This is a genomic window from Marinobacter sp. F3R08, from assembly GCF_018860425.1.
In the GTDB taxonomy this organism is placed as follows: Bacteria; Pseudomonadota; Gammaproteobacteria; order Pseudomonadales; family Oleiphilaceae; genus Marinobacter.
Map to the genome: position 1 here is coordinate 1 of NZ_JAHKPI010000019.1, position 5,299 is coordinate 5,299.

General features: G+C 46.0%; 7 protein-coding genes. All 7 read left to right on the forward strand.

Features of this window, described 5'->3' with window-relative positions:
* Positions 1-237, forward strand: a 237-nt coding sequence (locus KO499_RS12305; RefSeq protein ID WP_215982213.1) for a GNAT family N-acetyltransferase, incomplete at its 5' end; no start/stop codon positions are given.
* A gap of 95 nt (positions 238-332) precedes the next feature.
* Positions 333-638, forward strand: a complete 306-nt coding sequence (locus KO499_RS12310; protein ID WP_215984057.1) for an NIPSNAP family protein — start codon at positions 333-335, stop codon at positions 636-638.
* Positions 639-746: 108 nt separating this feature from the next.
* Positions 747-1,148, forward strand: a complete 402-nt coding sequence (locus KO499_RS12315) for a GFA family protein (protein ID WP_215984058.1) — start codon at positions 747-749, stop codon at positions 1,146-1,148.
* A 98-nt stretch (positions 1,149-1,246) separates the two neighbouring features.
* Positions 1,247-1,786, forward strand: coding sequence for a hypothetical protein (locus KO499_RS12320; RefSeq protein WP_215984059.1), 540 nt, complete (start codon positions 1,247-1,249; stop codon positions 1,784-1,786).
* 911 nt (positions 1,787-2,697) lie between these two features.
* The gene (locus KO499_RS12325) at positions 2,698-3,369 is read left to right on the forward strand and encodes a hypothetical protein (protein WP_215984060.1); all 672 of its coding nucleotides are present in this window, start codon (positions 2,698-2,700) and stop codon (positions 3,367-3,369) included.
* Between the two features lie 77 nt (positions 3,370-3,446).
* Complete coding sequence (locus tag KO499_RS12330) at positions 3,447-3,938, forward strand: hypothetical protein (protein WP_215984061.1); 492 nt, start codon at positions 3,447-3,449, stop codon at positions 3,936-3,938.
* Between the two features lie 842 nt (positions 3,939-4,780).
* A complete protein-coding gene (locus KO499_RS12335; protein ID WP_215984062.1) occupies positions 4,781-5,074 on the forward strand; it encodes a putative quinol monooxygenase in 294 nt (97 codons plus the stop codon).
* Positions 5,075-5,299 lie beyond the last annotated feature (225 nt).

Below are 5,299 nucleotides of genomic sequence, written 5' to 3' on the forward strand. Positions count from 1 at the left end.
GCGGTTCGGGTTGGAGTGGCACCATTTATTGAAATAGCTGGCCTTATAGTTGATGAGCAGCACCGAAGTGAAGGAATTGGTTCTAAGTTGGTTGCGGAAGCTATCACCTGGGCCAAGTCATTGGGGGTTACCGTCCGAGTTCGCAGCAATTCAAAGCGCGAAGCCACCCACAATTTTTACCAAGCGCAAGGCTTCAAATTATTGAAGCAACAGCATGTTTTCGAGTTCAATTTATAACAAGGCGCAGCAGTACGTGGCCTACGGCCACCGGACGCCCCTGTCGGGGCGCCGCTGTGCTTCAGCGTTACAAGGCCAACTGAAAGGGAGTTCAAGTGGTTACCTGCTACCTAAAGTACGTTATAGATCCTTACAAAGCCGCCGAGTTCGAGCGCTATTCCAAGATGTGGATACCTCTGGTCCAGAGGTTCGGCGGTCATCACCATGGGTATTTCTTGCCTTCCGAGGGTGCCAACAATATCGCCATCGCACTATTCACGTTCGAGTCTCTGGCAGCCTATGAAAAATACCGTGAGGCTTCGTTCCAAGACTCAGATTGCCAGGCCGCATTCAAATACGCCGAAGAAATTCGTTGTGTACTAAGCTGTGAGCGCAGTTTTATGAGGCCGGTCTTTGAGTGAGTTTGTAACCAGTCATTCAAGTTCGTTCCCGGCCTGGCGGCCGTCCACCGGACGCCCTAGTCGGGCGCCGCTTAATGTTGGCGTTAAATGTACAAAAGGAGATCCCCTATGGGGCTGAAGGGAAGCTGTTTGTGTGGCGAGATAAGTTACGAAATCGACTCTTTGGATATGCCGATTGTGCATTGTCATTGTCAGACTTGTCGTAAAGCCCATGCGGCCCCATTTGCCTCCACTGCGGGAGTAAAGCGCGAGAACTTCCGTTGGCTCAGCGGCATGAATTCTATTTCTACGTTCGAATCATCTCTTGGCAAACTGCGCCATTTTTGCAAGCGCTGTGGTTCTCATTTGGTCGCCGAGAGGCCTGCGCAGCCACACGTAATTGTTCGGGTCGCCACTCTGGACGATGATCCCGGTTTGAAGCCAGAGGCCCATATCTGGGTGTCGCACGATTTGCCATGGCTTGAGTACGATAGGGTGTGTAAGCATAGCGAATGGCGCGACGACATTTAACAAATCAATCAAGTTCGTTCCCGGCCTAGCGGCCGTCCACCGGACGCCCCTGTCGGGTCGCCGCTTATTTATGGCGTTAACCCCATAAGGAGTTTTGTTTGTTCCCTAAAGCCTTAGCGATAGTGTTTTCGTTGCTAGTGACCGCATCTTATGTAATTGGATTTATTTACGACGCCTCATTCCTAGAGGAATTTGGAGTCAACTACTACGAGATGATTGGTTCACCGTTGGACTATCTTTCGATAGGCGGGATGTATCTTCTTTTCTCATACTCGCAAAACTTGAGCTACTTGGTGTTTGGGCTTGGGATCATTGGGATATGCTATGTTCCATGTAAAAGGAAGCTTTCGCGTCGATCAATCGAAAAGTACGTGGACACTGAGAGTGTTCCCTATGTGATCTTCAGCCTAATTCCTCTAATGCTATTGTTTTTTCTGCCGATCGTTACTGACTCAAAAACAGCTGCCGATGAGGTGAAAGCGAAGCAGGACGACGCTATTTGTCTTGAGGGGCAACAACAGTGTTTACGCGGCTCAGTTCTTAGGTATCGAGAATCAAAGGTCATATTTTTTGAGTCGGAATCGAAAGAAACCAGGGTGTTTCCAGACAGGGTAGTGCTGAGCGTCAAACAGGGTTAACCAGTCACGGAAGGCGGACGCGTGAGACGCGCCGCTTCGTTTAGCGTTAATGGCCAAGGCCTCGGAAGGATTCAGGCAGTAAAGCAGGGAGTTGCTTTTAAATGTTTATCACCGTCCAGCTCTTCTCCCTGCAAAACACTGCAAAATCCGCGAGTTTCGTGTTCTGGTTCCTTTCGCCATGGGCTAGGCTGGGTGCAAGCTGCACTGCAGAGGGCATTCGGCTTTGGGTGCCAGGGATAAACCGCCGGGTAACCGGCCATTAACAAGGCGCATCAGTACGCGGCCGATGGCCGCCGGAGGCCACAGTCGTGGCGCCGCTGTGCTTCGGCGTTAAAGGGTAGATCAGTAGTCATGGCACGGCGGCAATTTCTTGATGGGACGATAAAAGTTAGTGATCTTTCAAAGATTACTGGTCTCCGCATAACTCCAGTCACAGCTGGAACAACCGGTAGGGCTTTCAGAGTCATCGCTTTACCTGGAAAGGAAATCGTCTATTGGTCATTTTTCCGCGTCAAAGTTAATCGGTTCGCTAGAAAACAATCGGAAGAACTGCAAGTGCCAGTTGATTTTGAGCCCAGCCTTTACGGACAGTCATTGAGGTTTGAATATAGTTATGAGCCTTTCGAGTACATTGTAGGCGGAGTATTTTTGATAGGGATGGCTGGGCTTTTACAGTTGGATATGGATGGGTCGAGTGCAATAGCCGCGGTCTTATGTGGGCTTGGGATATTCCAATTGGTACAAGCTTACAAGGCGACGGCAGCTTTCAAAAACCTTTAACAAGTGCATTAAGTCTGTTCCGGCCCGACAGGCCTCCACCGGACGCCCTAGTCGGGCGCCGCTTATGCTGGCGTTAGAAATTCGCAGGCTGACCGGCCTTAAAGCAACATGGATCCAAATAAGGAAGTTTTGTGAAATTGGCTTTTATTCTTGGTGGAGCGTTCAAGGATGTCCTGTGGAACATTGCTCCACTCTCGAAGGCGCTGGCTCTCCCTTTTTCCGTCATTATCTTGATTAGCCTGCTGTATTTATTTGAACTCAGCCCTCTGTCTGAATTGCTTCTGATCATTTTTGCCGGGATTGTTCAGGCCGCGCTTGCTGTGGTTGTTCATCGGGTGCTGATATTGGGCAGTGGCGCTGTGCCTCAGTGGGGAATTACCAGTTTATCCAAGCGAGAGGCGTCGTTCTTTCTCCACGCTTTCTTTCTTAGCTTCTTGGCGATTCCATTCTTGCCATTGCTGTTTATTCCGGGAATCGGTTGGGTCCTATGCTTGATCGGCGCAAGCTGGCTAATGGGGAGGTTGTCACTGGCCTTGCCTGGGGTAGCGGTTGAGGGCGGAGTATTTTTCAATGAATCCTGGAAAATTACTCGTGGGTATCAAATCACTATTACACTAACGATGATTGCGGCTATAGCCGCAGCATATGGCCCCAGAGCTCTTGCGTTGCTAGGCCCCGAAATGGCTGTTCTATCAATAATTGCTGCAGGGATGGGTACGGTTCTGGCGGTTGCTATTCTATCTCGGGCGTATCTTCTCATGGTTGGCACCAATGGATCTGAGACTGGAGAAGCGAATCTCTAACAATGTGGTCAACGGGACGCCAACTACGCTGCGCTCCGTTGGCGCCCATTACCACTGGCGTTAGCTGAGAAGGGGGAATGATGAAATTTCAAAACAATGATTCAATTATTGATATTCTGAAAATTCAGCTTAGGTATGTTTCATTATTTCCTGTATTTTTTGTTGGCGTAGTTTTGTGGAACGTGATTGGTGCTACTCCTAGTGTTAACCTTGGCAAAACAGCTATAATTATTTTTGTGTTGACATTTATTACCTTAATTTTCACTACTTATAATTCGTATAAGTATTCAAGTAAGCAGTTTATAGAAGTAGATACTGAAAAATTAGTAATCACAAATAATTATGAAACGGAGACAATAGACCTTGGTCAGGTGAATAGTTTTATAATTTACAACATATTGGGTAATAAAAACTTGGTGATTACACTTCCAGATAAGACCACCGGTTTTTTATTAAACAGTTTCAGTGATGGTTTGTTATTTACTATTACCGAGAAATTGGGTGAAGATAAAATTATCAAATCCAACTTACTGGGAACCATAAAGTTTGTGCTTGGCAAAAGCAGCTAACAAGTGCCTGCATAGGACAAAGTACAGTTATCACTTTTTGTGAAAAAAACACTCACAAAAGTCGCCAACTGCACTTTGCCCATGAGGCAGGCGTTATGTATATAGGAGATAGTGATTGAGAAAAATAGCCTTATATATATTTAGTATCATTATCTCTACTATAGGCTGTTTTCTATCAGCCTTGTTTTATGCCGTTGAATGCCAATGGGGTTGTGATTTGGCAGCTAATCAAACTACTTATGCATATATCTTATTTTGGTTGCTATTGTTCTTATCGGCATTTCTATTGATTAAATTTGTACTTTTAATTTTGAAAAAAGGAAAACATGCTAAAAATACATAACAAGCACATTAAAAATCGCCCACAAAAAACGTGGGCTGGACTCGCTAACGCTCGCCTTTTATGTGGGCGTTAGGTGTTTATTATGTTCATAGCTAGTCTGCAAGGAATTTAATATTAAAATTGATACGAAAATGCGATTTTTGGCTCGAGTTTTTTGTATTGTATTTGCAATTGTAGTGATTAATCTTCTGATAGATGGTGGCTATAAATATCACGCAATGGGATCGGAATACTTTGTTAGTGTTACTTCTAATCCCTTAAAATATTATTTTGCACTTGTTTGGCAGTCATTAATTGTTTGCGTATCATTTTATTTTGGCTTCATTGTTAAGCTAGAAATTAATAACGGTGATAAAACACCTAACAAGAAAATCAACAAGGAATAAAAACAGCGGGCTGTTCGCTTTGCTCCATTTTAGCCCACTATTTTTAGCCTGTTATTTAGGCGTTAGGCTCAAAACAAGCATCGGAGGACCGATGTAATCAAGGAGAAATGTTCGTGGATGAGATCAATTTACTAGTGTTCATCGAAGTCATGCCTGGCAAGCGCAATGAGCAGATTGAGGCTTACAAGGAGCTCAAACCCCTGGTCGAGGCAGAGCCTGGATGTTTGCGGTATGAGTTGCTTGCTGACTCCAATGACGAGAATAAATTTATCCTTGTCGAAAAATGGGCATCGCAAGAGGCGCTGGATGCTCACGATAATACAGAGCATATGGTGGCTGCGGACGCTCATAGTCCAACGTTCCGTGCAGGGCCGGCAAGGGTTCAGAAAGCCAGTGCTGTATTCTAAAAGCCTAACAAATCAATAAAGTACGTTCCGGCCTTTGGCCTCCACCGGACGCCCTTGTCAGGGCGCCGCTTATTTTCGGCGTTATAAATCCTTACCGGAGGACTTGTGAGCATCAGGCCGGCAATGTTGGCAGATAAACATGAAATCGAGCGTTTAGCGCATGTGCTGACGCCTTCCTCTGAATCAAAGCATCAATCGGGCGATTCACTGGGTCTGCTCTTAAAC

Excerpts from the sequence above, each read along its gene's own strand:
- KO499_RS12315 (WP_215984058.1), top strand. The coding sequence starts at position 747 with ATGGGGCTGAAGGGAAGCTGTTTGTGTGGCGAGATAAGTTACGAAATC.
- KO499_RS12330 (WP_215984061.1), top strand. The coding sequence starts at position 3,447 with ATGATGAAATTTCAAAACAATGATTCAATTATTGATATTCTGAAAATT.